The following is a 16,783-nucleotide window of genomic DNA, read 5'->3' on the forward strand; positions in this document are numbered from 1 at the left end:
GCGACCTTGGCCTTGAACTCGGGACTGTGGGTGCGGCGCTTGCTCATTGGTGGGAGCCCCTTTCAGGGGCGGTGCCCCGCCTCAGAGGTTAACGATGGGGGCTGTCCAGAAAAGCCAGACCACCTCACTGCGCACATCAGCCATTACGTCCGTACAGAGGTTTGCACGGTTACTCTTCACCAACTCGCGTGGTGGAAAAGATGGTCAAATTGGAAAAGCTTAAGGCTATCAAGCAGAGTGGGGACATGGATCAGGGTGTTAAACCAGTTCATATAAGCCTCAGGAGAACGACGTTTTTAGGATTTCACTCAACCTAGTGAGCTCTGCCCCTTCTATGAGTATGACATCACATCGTTGAGCTAGCTCACGTGCTGATGGTGTAAACACAGAGCTGATGATTACAAGGCCCGCGTCTCGTTGATAATACTGTACGGCAGCATGCACTTCCTGAACTGCCTTGTTGCCTACAGGATGGCCATATCTCTTTGCTTGGATAACTAGACTTCTATTGCTATATATAGCTAGTATGTCACCGCCTTGGTCTCCTGTCTTTGGGGTCCCGTAAATGTTTGTGCAACCTGCTTCGCCAAGCTTTTTTATCAAATAATGCTCAAATTCCTCTCCGTTCATACTTTTGAAGTCTGCCGACTGATAATTCTGACGGCTTGAATAATAATCACTGAAGGTATCTTTTAGCACATCTTTAAGAATCGGCTTAAGTCTGAGCAAAGAAAGCATACTGGGACTATCGGATATACCACCAAATCCATCCGCATTTCCAAACATATATATGTATAATTCATTAAGATGGTTGTTGCCTCTGGCCAATATCTTCTCTGAAACAACATCGATTTCATCTTGCAGGCTGTCCCAACTCTCATCTCCATACTCATCTCTTAAGGACACTTTCCTGTAAGCAATCTCGACAAATCTATCGATATAGTTCTGATACCGAGCATGAATTTCATTGCGAAAGCGCGCTAGTTTCTGATTATATTCTTTGGCGCGCAGCAATTCTTGTGACTGAGCTTCTATTTTTGCCGCCTCCACATGTGCGGCGACACGATGCCTTAGATGTTCAAGTAGTTGCACATATTCACGTGGTGCCGTACGAGCCCAATTATCAAGATCGTATCCCCTAGGAGCCAGGCCCGACTGCCCTGCTGCATTGGCTACTGCAATTAAGCACTTTTTTACAGCTAACTCTTGTTCATGGTGATCCCTTACTGTTGCAAGACTAATCTCAATGTTATTCGCATATTGGATTGCTAGGTCTATATTTTTACTTTTTGACTCTTTTGCTTTAAATGAAGCCCTTGAGTCAGCCCGCGGCCTAGTGCCCCGAAGCATCCTGATCCAGAATACAATGAATATAGCTGCAGCCAATAGCAACAACGGAGCAAGGATGGCCTCCATGGCGCTTTTACCGGAGAAAGTTCATATTCTTTTTCATTCTACATGGCATTGGAAGCTTCACCGACATACCCGATAATTGCAACTCAAAACCCACCTTGATTAGCCAGAATACGTCGCCAGACACTCCCTGCGGCCAAACGGATGGGATAGGTAACATTTTTCCTGAACCCTTGGGAGGGGACCGTCATTGGTTCCAAGATTATTGCGCATGGTTGATGGCTATACAAGTAGCGCCTCGAATTCCTTCTCCGTAATCCACTTCTGATAGGTGAGGGTATGCACCATCAGGGAATGACCGAGGGACCTGGCTGCCATGCTGTCCTTAATCTGGGGTTGATGGATTAGACGCAAGGCTCCAGCGTGCCTTAAGTCGTATGGCTTGAAGGCGATTCCTGCCCGTTTAAAAACTTTGCACCACTTCCCACCCAGCGTCTTGTTCTCAAGATTTAGGTCAACATCTGGCAGAATTCTCGGGCCAAGCCTGTCCATCCACCCTCGCTTCGTGGGAAGGCAAAGCCTGGCACCTGTTTTTCCGCTTTCGACGTACAGCAGTTGATCGCGCTGCTTTGCCCTGAAGATCTCTGAAGGCCGGGTCGCGTAGATGGCCATGACGCCATAACCCCATTTCCATGGTTCAGGGATCAGCTCCCATGCATCCAGAATCTCCTGCTCTGTTGGGATCGTGCGCGGCTTGGCGTCACGATGGCCCACGTACCCCTTCCCAAGCTGTCGAAGCTCCCCAGCGAGCTTCTGATCGCCCTGAGACCGTGCAAGGGCTCCACAGGCGATCCCTGCCCTTAGGCGCTGCCGAGAACCCGCAGGGAAGCCCATGACGAGCGATCGGAGAGCGCATCGGCCATATGGCGCCTCGGCTGGTAGCCGGCGCAAGGGGTAGCCGTAGTCCTCAGTCCAGTTCGTCGCCCCTGGTCGCCGTTCGCCGTGCTCCTGCCTAAGAGCCTCGATCGCGTCATGAAACGTCACGCGCCGCTTCAGCCGGGATTTCATCCACTCACTCGGATCGAACGTGCCCGCCTGGATCTGGTCATTCACAAGGATGGCCAGTGCTTCGGCGCGGATCAGACCCTCCTCACTGAAAGGGATTCCAGGGCTGAGTCTCTTGAGAACACCATCCTGGCTGTACCTCAAGCGGATGGTGCCGCGGCCTGATGAGAGCTCCAGGCGGACGCGGGACTTCTTTTGGCGAAGGTTCGTGTTGATGGTTTCAAGGAGGTCCATGAGGGAAGGCCAAGGTTCGTTTCTTCCCTTTCCCCTGGCGGTAAACTCCCGAAACCCCCTGGAGGGGTGGTCGAGTGGTTGATGGCTCCGGTCTTGAAAACCGGCGAAGGGAAACCTTCCGCGGGTTCGAATCCCGCCCCCTCCGTTCCCCGCAGGCTCCGCGCCTCCCTGGAGTGATCCCGAAACTGCCGCTAGCGTCGGGCCGCTTCTGATCCGAACAGCGCCATGAGACGCACCCGTTGGCTGCTGCCGGTTCTGCTGCTCTGCGGGCTGCTGCTGGCGATGGTCCCGGCCCTGCCCTCGCCCAGCGCCGCCCAGGGCTCCCGCTCCGAAGTCCGGGGCGTCTGGATGACCACCAACGACATGACCACCATGCGCGATCGCTCCAAGTTGCGAGCAGCGATGGAGCAGCTGAACGAGATGCACGTCAACACCGTCTACCCGGTGGTGTGGAATTCCGGCTATGCCATTCACACCAGCGAGGTGACCAGGGAGCGCAAGATTCAGTCGTTTTCCTACAAGGGGCTGGAAGGACAGGACATCATCGCCGATGTGATCAGCGAGGGGCATGACAAAGGCATGCTCGTGATCCCCTGGTTTGAATTCGGCTTCATGGCCCCGCCGTTTTCAGAGCTGGCCCTGCAGCACCCCACCTGGCTCACCCAGCGGAAGGACGGCAGCCGCACCTCGATCAGTGCCGCCGGAGAAGTGGTGTGGCTGAACCCATTCAGACCGGAGGTGCAGAAGTTCATCACCGAGCTGGTGATGGAAGTGGTGGAGAACTACGACGGCGATGGCATCCAGTTCGACGATCACATGAGCCTGCCGAACGAGTTCGGCTACGACAGCTACACCAAAGCGCTCTACACCAGGGAAACCGGTCGCGCCGTGCCGAGCAACCCCATGGATCAGGCCTGGATCAAGTGGCGCGCTGACAAGATCAGTGCGTTCATGGTCGAGCTGCACAAGGCCGTGCGTGCCAAGCAGCCCAAAGCCATCGTCTCCGTTTCCCCCAACTACTACGACTTCGCCTACAAACTCCAACTTCAGGACTGGCTGGGTTGGGTGCGGCGCAACATCGTCGATGAGGTGATCGTGCAGCTCTACCGCCCCGATGTGGCCAGCTTTGCCAAGGAGGTGGCGCGCCCGGAGATCGCGGAAAGCAAGAAGAAGATCCCCACGGCGATCGGGGTGATGACGGGGCTGCGCACCAAGCCCAGCTCGATGCAGTTGATCCAGGCGCAGGTGCAGACGGCCCAGCAGCGGGGGCTCGGGGTTGCGTTCTTCTATTTCGAATCGCTCTGGAACTCCACGGCTGAACCGGAAGACCTGCGCCGTGCGGGCTTCCTCTCCCTGTTTCCCAGCGCCGCGCCCCGCACACCGCTCTGAAGCAGCTGGATGAAGCAACGTCTCTGCGAATGAAGAGCAGTTGCAGGCCATGAAGAGCGGTTGCGAACTGAGGCGCACCTCTTGCCACTGCCCTCGCCCCGACCGAAGCTGATCTCATCGGGATTCGGAGGTTCCAGACCATGGAAGACACCCCCCCTCAGCAGCCACCAGGAGTGCGCTGACGATCCGGCCCCTGCTCCAACACTTCTCCTCGCATCACTGGTTTTCCTGGCGTGTGACGCCGTCGCCGTCCACTGCATCGTTCACGAGACTGGTTGCAGCGCAACCAGCTCCAGGTGCCCCGGACCCAACGGGAAACCCCACTGGACCCATGGCCCCAGGTGCCAACGTCAGCAACTCCGCCCCCACACCGATCCACAACCAGAGCCCGGTGGCCTCGTCACCGGGCTTTTTGCTGCCAGACCACTGGCCATCAATCACTGGCCATCACCGTTCGATCAGACTGGATCTGCCCCTGCCACGGCTCCATGGCGTCCACCCTGCTCGAGCAGTTGCACCGCTGGGGCTTCACGCGGGCGGGCTGGCTCGACAACCGCCACGGCGAATGGTGGCTGCTGGCCCAGCTGCTGCTGATCGCGGCCCATCTGCTGCCCCCCTGGCCGACACCTGAATCCCTCGGCGTGGACTGGCCGCTGCCGTTGCGCCTGGGGGGGCTTGGGCTCTTGCTGGCAGGGCTGCTGTTGGCCCTCAAGGCCGGGCTGCAACTGGGCAGCAGCCTCACCCCCCTGCCCCAGCCCATGCCCGGAGCGGCCCTGGTCACCGAGGGGGCCTACGGGCGCTGCCGCCATCCGCTCTACCAGGCCGTACTCGTGTGCTCGCTCGGGGTGGTCCTGGCCCTGGGGAGCCTGCTTCATCTCGCTCTGCTGCTGGCCCTGGCCCTGGTGCTTGGCGCCAAGGCCCGGCGGGAGGAGCGGGGGCTGGCGGACGCCCATGCCGACTACCCCGCCTACCGGGCCAGCACGCCGGCGATCATTCCAGGGCTGCCCTGGCTCGACTGGCGCACGCTCTGAGGGGATGTCCCCATACCCCAGGCGGTCAACGTGGATTGATGTCCAGAATGGGACTGGAGAGCCAGGGCCTGCGTGACCTTCAGCACCAAGACCGCGTACGGACTGGTCGCCCTGATCGAGCTGGCTGATGTCCACGCCGACGGTGGTGTGCTCCAGACAGGAGAAATCGCCCGCCGCCAGGGAATTCCTGAGCGCTATCTCGAGCAGATGCTCTCCAGCCTGCGCCGCCGCGGACTGCTGCGCAGCATCCGCGGGCCCAGGGGTGGCTTCCAGCTGACCAGACCCCCCGAGACGATCACCGTCGCCGAGGTGTTCACCTGCCTGGAGGGGGCTGCAGCGGCTCAGCCCGAGCACCAGCACTGCACGGGTGCCTTTCAGGTGCTGACCGCGCTGGCCCAGAAGGTGGAGCAGGCCCGCACCAGGGTGCTGGCGGCCACCACCCTCCAGCAGTTGCTGGAGCAGCGGAATGCCATGGCCAGGCCGCCCCTGATGTACCACATCTGAACGCCATTCAATCCGGCTCCGGCGCTCCTGAGCTCGGTGATGCCGTCGCGGGTGGTTCCAGTTGCAGGGTGCTGTGGGCGATGCCGATCCGGGCCAGTCGTCGTTTGGCCTCATGCAGCAACTCCCAGCCACTCCAGGCCACCACCAAGCCCACACCGATCGCCGTGATCGGATCCAGCCAGCTCCAGCCCGTGATCCAGCAGCCGCTGCAGGCCCTCCACGATCACCACCGCGGCTGCCATCAGAATCAGCACCGCGTTGACCAGCGACGCCAGCTGGGTGCTGCGCCCAAAGCCGTAGCTGAAGCGGCGGGTGGCCGGACGGGCGCTGAGCCGCTCGGCCCCCCAGCCGAACAGCAGGCCGGCCACCTCGCCGATGTTGTGGACGGCGTCGCCGATCAGCGCCAGGGATCCGAAGGCCACCCCGATCACCAATTGCAGCCCTGAGAGGCCGCTGTTGAGGATCACGCTCCAGCGAAAGGCGGCGACAGAACCCGGCCGATGCTGGTGCTGGCGGGGGTGAGGTTGCCGCTGAATCCCCACCGCCGGGTTGAGGGACTCTCCGGGTTTGGAAGGCAGCGGAGCCATGGTGTCAGCCGGAGCGGACAGCCCCTAGCGTGGCCTGGATGAGCGGGCTTCGCGCAGCAGCTGGGAAGGCCTCACGTGAAAACGCTGCTGGAAGTCAACACTGAACAGGCTCTGGGTTCGGTAGCCACAACCGGTTGCAATGCTTGCCACGTTGTCGCCTGGCAACGGATTCTGCAGCCTCTGCCGGGCCGCCTCAAGCCGTTGGTTTCGGATCCACTGCAGTGGCGTGCAGCCAAGTCGCTCACGGAACGTGTACTGAAGAGCTCGGCGTGAATAATGACTGTGCTGCTCAAGTTGAGTCAGATTCAGTGGCTCAGTCAGATTTGATTTGATGAAGTCAAGAAGTTCATCAAACGAATCACGCCCGGCCTGAATTCTCTGGGTCAGGCGCTCGAAGGAGGTATCTTCGCGCAACTCTGGGAAGATCATGGCAGCAAGCAGCCGATAGATCAGGTCATCGAGCTGAAGCCGGTCCACCAGACTCTGACTGGAGTCGGCCTGCAGATCCGCCATCACGATCGACTGCTTCAGCATGGCCAGAAGCGTGGCCAGGGAAGGTTCCCTCGATGGCTCCCAGCCGAATGTCTCATGCACCGATTTCACCCAGGGATCAGGTGTCTGAGCGAGGCCAGCCATCACGGTTGCCGTCTGCAGGATGCGCCGGCTGTCGAGATGAAAGGTCAGACCACTGAACAGGCTGCTCTGAATCGACAGGGCCTGGCCAGGAAGAATCAGGCAGGTGCCGAGGCGACAGCTCCAATGGCGTGAGGCCTGCTCAATCTCCTGCTCACCCCCATAACCCAGAAAGACGGACAAGCCGAACTGTTCCGCAACCAGAATCTGCACGGATGGCAGAATCGATGCTCCCAGAACAATCGAGCCAAGCCGTGAAAGGCGGCCATAGTGCCACCAGTCAATCTCCGGGTCAGCACTCTTCAGCCTGCATGGAGGCAGAACCCTGCGAAAGAATTCTGCGCTGTCATTGATGTCACCGACCAGTCCCAGGTGACGCTTGAAAGGATTGGCCAGAGAGGCTGCCTCTGGATGTGCCTCGAACCCCGGGGTCTCAGCAGACGCGACAGAGAGATTCACAGGATCGTGCGAGGGGAGGGCCCCTGAATGAGAACGGAATGATGCAGGCCACCAAGCGAGTGGATCAGGATGGAGACACGACGGGGTCAGCCGTTCAGCCTGAACAGACCAGTGCTGGAGTGTTTCTTGATTCCTCCGACAACCATGGACAACGACAGGCTACGACTGCGCCATCCGAATCAGCAAGCGAATCAGCAAGCGAATCAGCAAGCGCCGCGGAATCCTTACCAACGGCCAATCAATCATTATCGGCCTGGAATAGCCTGAGGCGAATGAGTAGTTGTACCCAGGCAGACAGGCAGGGCGGCCCAGCGTGAGCCTCAGCTTGATCAGCGACTCCGGGCGCGCAGGGGCGACTAGCTTTGATCCACGGGCAGCAGGGGAGGATCAGGCGGGTGCAGGGATCAACCGGTCGGCAGCCTGAACCAGACGCCCAAGAGCCCACGTTGCCAGCCGGATCCGTCAGCCCTTCTTCGGCCGGCGTCGACTACGTGGTAGGGATCGGTGCCTCTGCCGGAGGTCTGGAGGCGCTGCAGGAGTTGAGCAGACATCTGAAAGCGCTTGGCCATGTGACCTTTGTCGTGGCCCAGCATCTTTCTCCGGATCACCCCAGCCTCCTCGTTGATCTTCTCTCCCACTCCACCCCGCTTTCTGTGGTGGAAGCGATTGATGGCGCAGAACTCCAGGCCGATGTGATTGCGATAGCACCTCCCAATCATGATGTGGTGGTGGAGGGGAATCACCTCAGACTCAGCACACCAATGCCCCGGTTCGGACCGAGTCCGTGCATCGATCTGTTGTTCGAATCGATTGCTGATCAGTGGGGTGATCACAGCCTGGCCATCGTGCTCTCAGGAACCGGTGCCGATGGGGCTCGGGGCGTGCGAGCCGTACGTGCGGCTGGCGGCCTGACCGTGGCTCAAGCACCGGAGAGTGCCAAGTTCAGTGCCATGCCCACGGCAGCCATCAGTCTTGGCTGCGCGGATCTGGTGCTGGAGGCGAGCGCCATCGGCTTGAAGATCGGCGAGTGGACCAGCCATGAGGGGAACTCGATCGATGGATCGAAGCCGGCTCCCGCCCCTGCCTTGCTGAGCTCTGTGATTGAGCACTTGAAGCAAGCCACCGGAATCGACTTCTGCCAGTACAAGGGGTCGACTCTCAATCGCCAACTTCAACGGCGCATGCAGAGCAAGCAGATCACAACACTTCATGACTATCTGCTGCTGCTCTCCTCCGATCCTGGTGAGGCCCGCGCCCTGGTGCAGAATCTTCTGGTCAGCGTCACATCTTTCTTCCGCGATCCCGAGGCCTTCACAGCTCTTGGCGACCACCTGAAGGTGTATGTCGGGCAGCACGGCAGCACCGAGCCGTTGCGCATCTGGGTGCCTGGATGCGCCACAGGAGAGGAAGTGTTCTCGCTGGCCATGCTGCTCAGCGAGGTCCTGGGCCATCCCGCCCATCTGGCCTCCCAGATCAAGATCTTCGGCACCGACCTCGATGACGTCAGCCTGTCGGTGTGCCGGCGTGGGGTGTACCCGCTTTCAGAGGCCAAGGCCATCCCCGATCACCTGCGTGACCGCTTCGTGATCGAAACGGAAACCGAGTTGGAGATGACGGAAGAGCTGCGCAGCTGCACCGTCTTCGCCCGCCATGACGTCGGCGCAGATCCACCCTTCCCCAGGCTGGACCTGGTCTCCTGCCGCAACACCCTCATCTACTTCACCGCTCCGATGAAGGAGCGTGTCTTGAACCTGTTCCGCTTCGGTCTGGTGCCTGGTGGCTTGCTCTTTCTGGGTAGCTCCGAGTCGCTGGCAAGCCGCACGCCAGGCTTCAAGCTCCTGAATCCGGAGCAGCGCATTTACATGCGAACCCCGGAGGGAAGCCGGCGGCCACGGCACTCCCTGGCCTTGCCAGAGCCACGGGGTCCCATCGCCTATGCCCCGCTGGAGAGGGTGGCCAGCCTGCGGGAGTCGGTGCCGGAGCAGCACGTGGCGCTGCTGGAGTCACTGATCAGGCTGATCAGCAAGCCCTGCCTGGTCCTGGATGAGAATCATGATCTGATTGAGGTCATCGGGGATGTCACGCCGTTCTGCCGCCTTCCCGAGGGTCGCGTCAGCACTGCAGCCACCGCTTTTCTCCTGCCGGAACTTCAGTCGGAAGCACGGGCGTTGTTCCTGTTGACGCGAGCTGATGGACTGGCGATCAGGAGTGCAGGCCTGCCGCTGGAAGGCAGAACCGATCCCATTCATCTGGAGGTGAAGCCTTTTCAGGTGGGCGAGCGGAACCTGTGGCTGCTCACATTTCTCGAGACAGCCGAAAGCGCTACTGGCTCCGCCATTGCCCGGCCACAGGGCCTTCTTCCAGGTCAGGCTTTTGATCGAGAACTAGAGCGTCTGGAGCAAGAGTTACTGAGCAGTCAGAACAACTTGCGTCGATCCCTTAATGAACTTGAGCAGGTCAACGAGGAGCTTGAAGCATCTTCGGAAGAACTGCAGGCATCTTCGGAAGAACTGCAGTCCTCCAATGAAGAACTGGAAGCTTCCAACGAAGAGCTTCAGGCCACGAATGAGGAGCTGGGAACCCTCAACCAACAGCTGCGCGCACGAAGTGACGATCTCGAAAAGATGAACATGGATCTGGAAAACATCCAGAACTCCCTGAGCCAGGGCATGGTCATTGTTGATCGCCATCTCTGCATCCTCCGCTACAGCCCATTGGCGGTGAGGGTGTTCGGGCTTGTTCATTCCGACCATGGCCAGCCCCTGCTGGACATACCGACGACCCTGCCGCTTCCCGGCCTGGAGGAGGCGCTGCTGGCGGTGATCAGGGGAGAGCTGCGCCAGAGCATCGAGGCGAGCAGTGAAGATGTCTCGTATCTGATCCAGATTCTCCCTTACCAGCAACAGGATGGACGGCGCCTGGGCGCCATCGTCACGCTCACCGATGTGTCCGAACTTGTGGCCCTGCGACGAGCAGCGGAGGCCTCCCTGAGTGAGTTCTCCAACCTCACCGACGCGCTGGAGCAGGCCGTCCTGAAGTGGGATCCAACCATGCAGCACCTGCTCTATGCCAGCCAGCGAATTCAGGCCATCACGGGATGGAGCGCCGCTGAACTCTGTGACCAACCCAGATTGCTGGAGGCGGCCATTCATCCAGACGATCGCGCCTCTGTTCGAGTGGCCCGCGACCTCAACCAACTCCACTGGTCGGTCCGCTACCGGATGAGAACCCGGGACGGCCGAAGCGTCTGGGTGGCCGAGTCTTGCCGGGTGGTGCATGACGTCGAGGAGGGCTTCATTGTCGGCACGCTCTCCGATGTCAGTGGGATTGAAGTCCTGGAGAGCAAGTCCAGACATCTCTCCGCCATCTTCGAAACCGTCTTCCACGCCCACAGCATCGGTGTGGCGGTTCTGGATGAGAGCCTGCGCCTGATCCAGGCCAATGCCAGCTTCTGCCGGTTCACAGGCCATGACCAGACCTCCCTCGTTGGGGTGCATGCCGACTTGCTCTCGGCTCCGGCCGATCCCCAGTCGCTGAGCACCCTGGCCGCAGCCGCCCTGGCGGGCTCAGGCAGCACGGGCCAGGGCACAGTGCTGCGGCTGAAGCTCGCCGATGGATCCCTGCTGAGCCTCGAGGCCGAGATCCGCACCACCACCGATCCCGCCGTGGGGTCCCTGATCACGGTGATCGTGCCCGCAGGCCCAGGGGAGCAGCTCACCAGTCCCGGACCACGGATCCTCTGACTCTGACTGCGCCGATCCATCACCAGCAGAGCCGGGCACCGGGGGCCGCAGCGTCAGGCGCACCCGGAGTTGCCCGCGGGCAGACGGGCACCCTCGAGGCAGGCGCCGCCAAGATCGCTGCCGCCCAGCTGGCAGTCGCGCAGGTCACAGCCGCTCAGATCGGCACCGGCCAGATCGGCCTCGCGCAGGTTGGCGCCGTAGAGACAGGCTCCTCGCAAGCTGGCGCCGCGCAGCTGGGCGCCCTGGAACTGGGCATAACTGAGGTCGGCCCCTTCGAAGTCGGCACCGCCGAGATCGGTGTGCTGATCGAGCCCGGACCGGAAATCGGCCTCCACCAGCCGGGCCCCGCGCCAGCGGCTGCCGGCGGCCACCACCCCGCGCAGGCAGCAGCGGTGCAGCAGGGCCCCACTGAAATCGGCCTCCTGCAGACGGGATCCCGAGAGGTCGGCCTCCTGCCAGCTGGAGCCCGCCGCCTGCAGGCCGGAGAGATCCGCGCCCCAGATCAGGGCCTGCTGGAAGCTGGCGCCCTCCACGCTGGCCTGGCGCAGGGAGGCATGGCCGAAGCGCGCCTCGCGGAAACAGCCCTGGCTCAGGTCGCAGCCGGAGAGATCGAGGTGGAGCCCGTCGGCATCGGGCAGGCGCAGGCCGATGAACGTGCGCCGGCCGCTGGAGAGGGCCTGGCGCAGCTCCTCGATCGAAGCGGGCAGCGGCGGGGGCGGGGTGGCGGTGGAAGACATCAGAAGATCGCCGCCAGGTCGTCGAGTTGCTGGCGGCGAGCCGCCATCAGCAGCTTCTCGGCCTGGGCCATCAGCCGGAACACCCCTTTGTCGATCACCTCGTAGAACACAAGGCTGCCCTCGGGGCGGCGGCGGACCACACCGGCGATCATCAGCAGCTTGAGGTGCTTCGAGACCAGGGCCTGGCTCAGGCCGGTCTTCTCCACCACGGCGGTGACGTTGAGAGCCCCGGAACGCAGGGCCTCCAGCACCGTGAGGCGGTTGGGCTCGGAGAAGACCTTGAAGTAGTCGGCGAGGGCTTCCATGGCGGCGGAGTCAGGCGGAGGCACTGGCTGCAACGAAACTTTAGCGCGCTGCAGCGAAAACAATGGAATGCAGAGACGGTGTTTCGCAGTATCATGCTGTCGTTATGCAATTCGCGTCAGAGCGCCCTCTCGCCGATGACCACCGCCACTGCAGCCCCGGCCACCACCCCGCACCTGCGCGAGGACCTGCTCACGCCGCGCTTCTACACCACCGAGATCGAGAAAGCGGCCCGCACCGACCTCAACGGCCAGCGACCGGCCTTCGAGGCGATGCTCAACGAAATGGAGACCGACTACAACCGCGACCACTTCGATCGCAAGGCGCCGCTGGATCGGCTCAGGGACCTCAGCCCCGAGGAAAAGCAGGCCTATGAGAGCTACCTGGTCCGCTCCTGCGTGTCCGAGTTCTCGGGGTTCCTGTTGTTCAAGGAACTCTCCAGGCGCCTCTTCCAGGCGGAGCGCCCCGAGCTCGGACGGCTGTTCCAGCTGATGGCACGGGATGAGGCCCGCCACGCCGGTTTCCTCAACCGGGCACTGGTGGCCGAGGGTCTCACGCTCGATCTGCCCAAGCTCAGCACCCGTCGGCCGATCACCTGGTTCCCACTCAGCTGGGTGCTCTACAGCGTGTTTCTCTCCGAGAAGATCGGCTACTGGCGCTACATCCTCATCGACCGCCATCTCAAGGCCAACCCGGACAACAACTTCGCGCCGCTGTTCGATTTCTTCGAGCCCTGGTGCCAGGACGAGAACCGCCACGGCGACATCTTCAACATGCTGATCCGCTGCTGGCCCGGACTGCGCCAGGGCCTGCGCGGTCGGCTGCTCAGCCGCTTTTTCCTCTGGAGTGTGTTTCTCACCCACAGCCTGACGGTGTGTGAGCGGGGCGATTTCTACCGGATCCTGGGCATGGATCCAGCCGGTTTCGATGCGGAGGTGATGCGCCAGACCAACCGCACCGCCCGTCGCGCCTTCCCCTGGGTGTTCGATCTGGAGGGCAGCCGGTACCTGGAGCTGCGCGACCGGATGGTGGCCTGCCACCAGGCGTTGCAGACCGGCAAGGCCGAAGGCGCAGGCCCCCTGCGGCAGCTGGGGAGACGGCTGCATTTCGGGGGGTTGCTGCTTGAGCAGTTCCTGCAGCCGATGGTTCCGGCTTCGGCAGGATGAGCTCCGCGGCATCAGCGGCACGCATGACGACAGGCGTTCCTTCCAGGCTTGAGGGCATCCCGGTGCAACCGGAGAGATTGCGCCCTCAGCCACAGATCGTGCTGTTCATGGCGGCGATCCATGCCCTGGCGCTGGTGGCCCTGCTGCCGCGTTTCTGGAGCCCCACCGCCGTGGTGGTGCTGCTGGTGCTCGGCTGGCTCACCGGCTGTATGGGGGTGACGCTCGGATACCACCGTCTGCTGAGCCACCGGGCCTTCCGGGTGCCCGGCTGGCTGGAGGCGGTGCTCACCACCTGCGGGGCCCTGAGCTGCCAGCAGGGTCCGATCGACTGGGTGGGACTGCACCGCCATCACCATCTCCATTCGGACGATCCCGCCGATCACCACAACAGCAATCTGGGCTTCTGGTGGAGCCACATGGGCTGGATGCTGCGGGAGGTTCCGGCCGCCCGCAGCGTCCCCCGGCTCACCCCCGACCTGCAGGGCAACAGGTACTACCGGTGGCTGAACCGCCGCTTTCTGCTCCTGCAGCTGCCCCTGGGCCTGGCCCTCTACGGGCTGGGGGAGTGGAGCGGCGCAGGCGGCTGGGCCCTGGTGCTCTGGGGCATCCCCCTGCGGCTGGTGCTGGTGTATCACGCCACCTGGCTGGTGAATTCCGCCACCCACCGCTGGGGCTACGTGAGCCACCCGAGCGGCGACAACTCCCGCAACACCTGGTGGGTGGCCCTGCTCACCTTCGGCGAGGGCTGGCACAACAACCACCACGCCCAACCCAGCAGCGCCCGCATGGGCTGGGCGTGGTGGGAACTTGATCCCACCTGGTGGCACATCCTGCTGCTGCGTCGGCTGGGACTGGCCGACCGGGTGCGCCTCGCCCGGTTCTGAACAAAGCACCGGGCGACATTCCCCAACCCCTCTCGAGTGAGCGGACTCTTCCATGACCCCCGACCCCCACGGTTTTGAGCCGGCGCGCGTGTTCATCGGCTACGACCCCCGCGAGGAGGTGGCCGTGAACGTGCTCAGCGCGTCGTTCCAGGCCCACGCCAGCATCCCGGTCCAGATCGCCCAGGTGCGCCTTGATCAGCTCAAGGGCGTGTACACGCGGGAGCCTGACCCGAAGCAGAGCACCGCGTTCTCCTTCAGCCGTTTCCTGGTGCCCTGGCTGGCTGGCTACCGGGGCTGGGCCCTGTTCATCGATGCCGACATGCTCTGCCTGGGCGACATCGCCGAGCTCTGGGCCCTGCGCGACGAGCGCATGGCCGTGCAGGTGGTGAAGCACCAGCACGACTGCGAGCCGGGGCTGAAATTCCAGGGCATGCCCCAGACGCCCTACGGCCGCAAGAACTGGTCGTCGGTGATGCTGTTCAACTGCGGGCGCTGCCGGGCCCTCACCCCGGAGTTCGTGAACAGCGCCACGGGGCTGGAACTGCACCAGTTCCGCTGGCTGGCGGACGCGGAGATCGGCGAACTCCCCCCCGCATGGAACGTGCTGGTGGGGGTGCAGGAGCTGCCACCCGAGCCGAAGGTGCTGCATTACACCCTGGGCGGTCCCTGGTTCGACGACTGCCGCACCATGCCCGAATCCGAGCGTTGGCTGCAGGCCCGCGCGGCCATGAACCAGCCCCTGCCGGTGGAGAAGCCCCTCAGCCCAGCAGTCCTTTCACGTGGCTGATGATCCCGTCGGGATCGAGGCCCTGGTGGGGGAACTGCTCCCAGAGTCCTCCGCAGCCCTCCTTGTGGGTACCCAGGTGGCCGTAGCGGGGGGTGAGGCCACGCTCCAGCAACCAGGTGCCGTAGCGGCTGCCCAGACCGGTACGGCGGTTGAAGGATTCCACCACCAGCACGAAGGGTGAAGCGCCCGCCTTGGCGAGCATCGCTTCATCGACCACATTCAGGGTGGGTTTGTTGATCAGACCCACATCGTGGCCCTGGGCCCGCAACCGCTCCACGGCATCGAGGGCGCGGTAGAGGCACTCGCCGAAGCTCACCACATAGCCGGCACTGCCCTCCCGCACCAGCTCATCCTTGCCGCTCTCAAAGATGTAACCCTCACCGTGGAGATCGGCGCCTTCGGCATCGAGGAGATTGGGCACCTTCGAGCGCGTGGAGAAGATGAAACGCAGGCCCGGGTCGTTGAACACGGCCTTCACGCAGGCCTTCATCTGGGCCGCGTCGGCCGGGAAATAGAGGCGGGTTGTGTTGTCCTCCTCGAGGCCGTTGTCGGCGAAAACGTTGTTGAGACCGAAATGGCAGGTGTTGTCGGCCATGTCGTCGATGCCGGCATGGGAGAAGTGGCTCAGCACATTGGCGCCGTTCAGGCGCGCCATGGTGACCTCGGAGATGATCATCTCCAGGAAGGCGCTGAAGGTGGCGAAGATCCCCTGGCGGCCGGCCTCCATGCCAAAGCCCGCGGCCGCGGAGAAGTTGGCCCGCTCCATGATGCCGCCGCTCACGAAGATCTCCGGATGGGCCTTGCGGATCTGGGCCAGGCCGCAGGACCCCTCCAGGTCACTGTCCACCACCAGCACAGTGTCTTTGCGGATCTCGGGCGTCATCGCACCCAGGATCTCCACCACCGCATCACCGAACACGTTGCGGTTGGCCTCCAGGCGCTGGCCTGAGCCCAGGAAAGTGGCGGGGTTGGCTGGCTTGACGAGGCCCTTGAGGTAGCTGGCCGCCGCCTCCTGACCGCGCTTCTCCAGGTAGGCGATCGCCAGGTCCACCGGGATCACGTCGTGGCCGTGGGTGGAGCCCTCCAGCCCCTCGATCCCCACCGCCATCGGACGCTTGTTGATCACCGCCACCGGGCCATCGCTGGCCATGGCACGGCAGAGGCGACCATGCAGATCATCGAGGTCCTCACCGTCACCGCTGAGGGTGGTCAGGCCATGGCCGGCCAGGGTGCGCTCCAGGTCGTAGCCAGGCTGGTACTGCGACGGATGGCCGGCAATGGTCACGTCGTTGTCGTCGATCACCAGCTTCACATTCAGCCCATGGGCCACAGCGAAGCGGGCCGCCTCGGCGTCATCGCCCTCCTGCTGGGCGCCGTCGGAGCCGAGGCAGAACAGGGCTTTACCGGGATGGGCCAGGGCAACGCCGTTCACGAAGGGCCAGAGGTGCCCGAGGCGGCCGGAGCTGAACTGCACCCCGGGGGTGAGGCCCAGCTCCGGGTGGCCCGGCAGACGCGAATGGGCGGCTCTGTACTGCAGCAGCGCATCGGCCGGCAGCTGCCCACGCAGCACGCTGACGAGGTACTGCGTGGCCACCCGGTGCCCCGCCTCATCGAAGAACACCGGCAGAAACCGCTCGGGGGCCCCGCGGAAGAAGGCGTCGAGGATCATCACCTCGGGCACGGTGTCGTAGGGCCCGCCGCTGTGGCCGCCCACCCCTCGGGCCGCGCCGGTGGCCGTGAAGAAGATGATGGCGTCGCGGCAGAGCCGGATGTTGGCGCTCAGGGCCTCCCGCTCGCTGACGCTGAGGCCGGGCCGGGCCGGATCAAGACTGAGTTGCTGGTAGGCACTCAGATCGATCGGGAACGGAGTCGGGGTGGCGGTCATGGCAGCTCTCCTGGTGCTGCACC

General features: G+C 62.6%; 14 protein-coding genes and 1 tRNA gene. 8 read left to right on the plus strand and 7 right to left on the minus strand.

What is annotated here, in order from left to right:
• Positions 1-279: 279 nt before the first annotated feature.
• Together FPZ61_RS12200 and FPZ61_RS12205 are read right to left on the minus strand one after the other, a co-directional pair.
• Complete coding sequence (locus FPZ61_RS12200) at positions 280-1,416, minus strand: restriction endonuclease (protein ID WP_185466866.1); 1,137 nt, start codon at positions 1,414-1,416, stop codon at positions 280-282.
• A gap of 219 nt (positions 1,417-1,635) precedes the next feature.
• Positions 1,636-2,652: a hypothetical protein gene (locus FPZ61_RS12205; protein ID WP_185466867.1), complete on the minus strand. Its 1,017-nt coding sequence runs from the start codon at positions 2,650-2,652 to the stop codon at positions 1,636-1,638.
• 60 nt (positions 2,653-2,712) lie between these two features.
• Here FPZ61_RS12205 and FPZ61_RS12210 point away from each other — a divergent pair.
• The 4 genes from FPZ61_RS12210 to FPZ61_RS12225 all read left to right on the plus strand — a co-directional run bounded on the left by FPZ61_RS12210 (position 2,713) and on the right by FPZ61_RS12225 (position 5,576).
• Positions 2,713-2,797, plus strand: a tRNA-Ser gene (locus FPZ61_RS12210).
• An 80-nt stretch (positions 2,798-2,877) separates the two neighbouring features.
• Positions 2,878-4,041, plus strand: coding sequence for a glycoside hydrolase family 10 protein (locus FPZ61_RS12215; RefSeq protein WP_185466868.1), 1,164 nt, complete (start codon positions 2,878-2,880; stop codon positions 4,039-4,041).
• A 488-nt stretch (positions 4,042-4,529) separates the two neighbouring features.
• Entirely contained in the window at positions 4,530-5,072 is a 543-nt protein-coding gene (locus FPZ61_RS12220; protein WP_185466869.1) for an isoprenylcysteine carboxylmethyltransferase family protein, read from the plus strand.
• A gap of 72 nt (positions 5,073-5,144) precedes the next feature.
• Entirely contained in the window at positions 5,145-5,576 is a 432-nt protein-coding gene (locus FPZ61_RS12225) for an Rrf2 family transcriptional regulator (RefSeq protein ID WP_185474846.1), read from the plus strand.
• Positions 5,577-5,686: 110 nt separating this feature from the next.
• On the opposite strand, the gene FPZ61_RS12230 is transcribed toward FPZ61_RS12225, so the two are convergent.
• Both FPZ61_RS12230 and FPZ61_RS12235 read right to left on the minus strand, forming a co-directional pair.
• A complete protein-coding gene (locus FPZ61_RS12230) occupies positions 5,687-6,163 on the minus strand; it encodes a cation diffusion facilitator family transporter (protein ID WP_255441585.1) in 477 nt (158 codons plus the stop codon).
• A gap of 24 nt (positions 6,164-6,187) precedes the next feature.
• Entirely contained in the window at positions 6,188-7,009 is an 822-nt protein-coding gene (locus tag FPZ61_RS12235; RefSeq protein WP_185466871.1) for an AraC family transcriptional regulator, read from the minus strand.
• Positions 7,010-7,701: 692 nt separating this feature from the next.
• Here FPZ61_RS12235 and FPZ61_RS12240 point away from each other — a divergent pair.
• Positions 7,702-10,998 (plus strand): chemotaxis protein CheB, encoded by a 3,297-nt coding sequence (locus FPZ61_RS12240; RefSeq protein ID WP_185466872.1) that lies wholly within the window; start codon positions 7,702-7,704, stop codon positions 10,996-10,998.
• A 53-nt stretch (positions 10,999-11,051) separates the two neighbouring features.
• Here FPZ61_RS12240 and FPZ61_RS12245 read toward each other — a convergent pair whose 3' ends face one another.
• Positions 11,052-11,735 carry a pentapeptide repeat-containing protein gene (locus FPZ61_RS12245; protein WP_185474847.1) on the minus strand — a complete coding sequence of 228 codons (684 nt, stop codon included), beginning with the start codon at positions 11,733-11,735 and terminating at the stop codon, positions 11,052-11,054.
• Positions 11,735-12,040 (minus strand): helix-turn-helix transcriptional regulator, encoded by a 306-nt coding sequence (locus FPZ61_RS12250; protein ID WP_185466874.1) that lies wholly within the window; start codon positions 12,038-12,040, stop codon positions 11,735-11,737. Before FPZ61_RS12250 ends, FPZ61_RS12245 begins: the two co-directional genes overlap by 1 nt.
• A 135-nt stretch (positions 12,041-12,175) precedes the next feature.
• Between FPZ61_RS12250 and acsF the strand changes: the two genes are divergently transcribed.
• From acsF to FPZ61_RS12265, 3 genes are read left to right on the plus strand one after another with little or no spacing between them, the layout of a single operon-like run.
• Complete coding sequence (gene acsF, locus FPZ61_RS12255) at positions 12,176-13,204, plus strand: magnesium-protoporphyrin IX monomethyl ester (oxidative) cyclase (RefSeq protein ID WP_185474848.1); 1,029 nt, start codon at positions 12,176-12,178, stop codon at positions 13,202-13,204.
• Positions 13,205-13,227: 23 nt separating this feature from the next.
• Entirely contained in the window at positions 13,228-14,088 is an 861-nt protein-coding gene (locus FPZ61_RS12260; RefSeq protein WP_185466876.1) for a fatty acid desaturase, read from the plus strand.
• Positions 14,089-14,140: 52 nt separating this feature from the next.
• Positions 14,141-14,875 carry a glycosyltransferase gene (locus tag FPZ61_RS12265; RefSeq protein WP_185466877.1) on the plus strand — a complete coding sequence of 245 codons (735 nt, stop codon included), beginning with the start codon at positions 14,141-14,143 and terminating at the stop codon, positions 14,873-14,875.
• On the opposite strand, the gene FPZ61_RS12270 is transcribed toward FPZ61_RS12265, so the two are convergent.
• Entirely contained in the window at positions 14,847-16,760 is a 1,914-nt protein-coding gene (locus tag FPZ61_RS12270; RefSeq protein ID WP_185466878.1) for a transketolase C-terminal domain-containing protein, read from the minus strand. The genes FPZ61_RS12265 and FPZ61_RS12270 overlap by 29 nt on opposite strands.
• Positions 16,761-16,783: the final 23 nt, after the last annotated feature.

Origin of the sequence: Synechococcus sp. BSA11S (genome assembly GCF_014224355.1) — a bacterium.
Taxonomy (GTDB): domain Bacteria; phylum Cyanobacteriota; class Cyanobacteriia; order PCC-6307; family Cyanobiaceae; genus Regnicoccus_A.